The organism is Microbacterium sp. UBA3394, assembly GCF_002358725.1.
GTDB lineage: Bacteria > Actinomycetota > Actinomycetes > Actinomycetales > Microbacteriaceae > Microbacterium > Microbacterium luteum.
The window spans coordinates 1-2,589 of sequence record NZ_DEPK01000097.1 but is presented as its reverse complement, the minus strand read 5'-3'; the positions used below and the strand labels follow the sequence as shown (position 1 = coordinate 2,589).

General features: G+C 70.1%; 3 protein-coding genes. 1 reads left to right on the top strand and 2 read right to left on the bottom strand.

The genetic code is table 11. From position 1 onward, the window contains the following. Window positions 1-3: 3 nt before the first annotated feature. A complete protein-coding gene (locus B4E30_RS05765) occupies window positions 4-1,113 on the top strand; it encodes a glycoside hydrolase family 3 N-terminal domain-containing protein (protein ID WP_286793944.1) in 1,110 nt (369 codons plus the stop codon). A gap of 136 nt (window positions 1,114-1,249) precedes the next feature. Here the strand turns inward: B4E30_RS05765 and B4E30_RS05760 are convergent, their stop codons facing one another. Then, complete coding sequence (locus tag B4E30_RS05760) at window positions 1,250-1,942, bottom strand: 3-methyladenine DNA glycosylase (protein WP_414683187.1); 693 nt, start codon at window positions 1,940-1,942, stop codon at window positions 1,250-1,252. A gap of 28 nt (window positions 1,943-1,970) precedes the next feature. Continuing rightward, window positions 1,971-2,589, bottom strand: a 619-nt coding sequence (locus B4E30_RS05755; RefSeq protein WP_286793942.1) for an SOS response-associated peptidase, incomplete at its 5' end; no start/stop codon positions are given.

The window sequence follows — 2,589 nt, the reverse complement described above, 5'->3', positions numbered from 1 at the left end:
TCGATGCCCTCGACCGACGCGTCCGCCGCCGAAGAGCCCGTTGTCGTCGCGCCCGCCGGTGCCGGCGAGGTGAGATCGGAAGCCGCCCGGCTCGTCGCAGCGATGACGGTGCGTGAGCGTGCGGCGAGCGTCGTGATGGGGCACCTTCCGACGACAGACACATCGCTGCTCCGGACATACATGGCCGAGGAGGGGATCGCGGGGTTCATCCTGATGGGCGCGAACATCCCGGCGGATGAGTCGGCGCTGCGTGCGGTGACGGGATCCCTCACCGTCGATCCGACGCTCCCGCCGCTCTTGGCCATCGACCAGGAGGGCGGTGACGTCTCTCGGCTGCCCTGGGACGACTTCTCCGCGGCGCCGACCTTGAAGGACGCCGACCCCGGTGCCGCGGCGGATGCGTTCGCGGCACGCGCGTCTCTCGTGGCGCGCGCCGGGGCGAGCGTGAACTTCGGCATCGTTGCGGACGTGACACCGGACCCCGGGATGTTCATCTACCGACGTGCTCTCGGCACCGACCCGGCTGCCTCGGCGGACAGGGTCGTGGCCGCTGTTCACGGCGAGGGCGCACGGGTGGCATCCACCCTCAAGCACTTTCCCGGCCACGGCGCCGCGCCGGGCGACTCGCACATCGGCATCCCGAGCACGGACATGTCGATGCAGGAATGGTCACGGACGCAGGCGCCTCCTTTCGTCGCGGGGATCGACGCGGGCGCACCCCTGCTGATGTTCGGACACCTGTCGTACACGACCGTCGACGACGCGCCCGCATCCCTGTCGTCCGAGTGGCATCGCGTCGCCCGCGAGGAACTCGGGTTCGACGGCGTCGCGGTCACCGACGATCTCGGGATGCTGCAGGCCTCCGGCCTGCCCGAATACGCCGATCCGGTGGCCAACGGCGTCGCCGCGTTGGCAGCAGGCAATGATCTGCTCCTGACGGTGCTCTACAGCGACGCCGGCAGCGCCGAGCGCCTGGTGGAGGGGATCGTGGCCGCCGTGGAGCGCGGCGAGGTGTCGCTGGAGCGACTGACCGAGGCGTCCGAGCGGGTCACGGCGCTGCGATGGGAGTCAGCGCACACCACCTTGCTTCCCTGCGCGGACTGCGCGCAGTGACGCCCGCTGTCAGCCCGTGATGGCGGCGAGGAGACGTTCCCGCAGCGTGGCCCCCGTCACCGCGAATTCTCGCTGTTGCCGCACGTACTCCGCCTTGCCAGCGGCGGTCTCCACCGCCACCGGATCGAAGCCCCAGTCACGCAGATCGTAGGGTGAGGCCCGCATGTCGAGGGTGCGGACCGCGCGCGTGCTCGAAGGTGTCCAGCAAGAGATCGCCCGGCACGAGCGGCCCGGCCTTGACGGCCCACTTGTAGAGATCCATACCCGCGTGCAGGCATCCCGGCTGCTCATGATCCGCCTGCGTGCGTCGGGACAGCGGTTCGCGGTTGCGCGGTGCGGCATCGGGGGTGAAGAAGCGGTAGGCGTCGAAGTGCGTGCAGCGCAGCTCGTGCGCCTCCACCACGTCATCGGTGCCCCGGGGGCCGAGTCGAAGCGGCAGCTCGTGACGCGGTGAGGACGATCGATAGACCATCGCCCACTCGTGCATGCCGAAGCATCCGAAGGCGGGCGCGCGCCCGGCCGTGGATCGGAGAATGCGCACGATGCCGGCGAGGAGGTCGCCGCGCGTGCGTCGGCACTCACCGGCATCGACGACGAGCGATCCGGGAGGGTCGCTCGCGACGTAACCGCGCCACCGGGCGCGGGAGGTCTCGGCGGCGTCTTCGAGGACAATGCCCGCACCGGGATGCCACCGGCGCAGCACTGCCGGCTTGTAGGAGTAGAGAGGAAATCGTCCACCGGATGCGCCGCCCGGCGGGAAGAACGCTCCCGCCGGGCGGCCGTGAGCGCGTCGGCGCGGTGGGCGTGACGCGACGCGAGGTCGTGCCACGCCGACGCGGGAAGACTCGTCGTGACCGTCACGCCTGAACCGGGTCGATGAGATCGGGTCGGTTGTTGCGCACATTTCCGACAGCGGGGGAGACGACGCGGGCGTCGAGGGTCTCGCCGACCGCAGGTGCCGCGTCGATCGCGGCGTCGAGGACGTCACGCACGTTCTCGGTCGTCGGATCGAGCCACGCGTCCGCGTGGTCCGGGTCGACGAACAGCGGCGTACGGTCATGGATGGAACGGAGCGAGCCGACCGCGTCACGTGTGAGGATCGTGAAGCTCAGCATCCACCGTGCCGGGTCGTCGTCGCTCTTGGACGGATCCTTCCACCATTCGTAGAGGCCGGCGAACAGCAGCGGGCCGTCGTCCGCCGGGTGGATGTAGTGCGGCACCTTTCCCTGGTCGGACTTCTGCCACTCGTAGTACCCCGATGCGGGAATGACGGCACGGCGCTTGTGGAGGGCGGTTCGGAACAGCGGCTTGTCCTCGAGCTCCTCGGCGCGGGCGTTGAAGGCCCGTGCGCCGATGGCGGGGTCCTTCGCCCACCCGGGAACGAGACCCCAGCGCGCCCGTGCCAGGCGCCGCGTGGGAGGTTCGGTCTTGGTGGAATCCAGCACGACCGCAGCAGGGTCTGTGGGGGCGATGTTG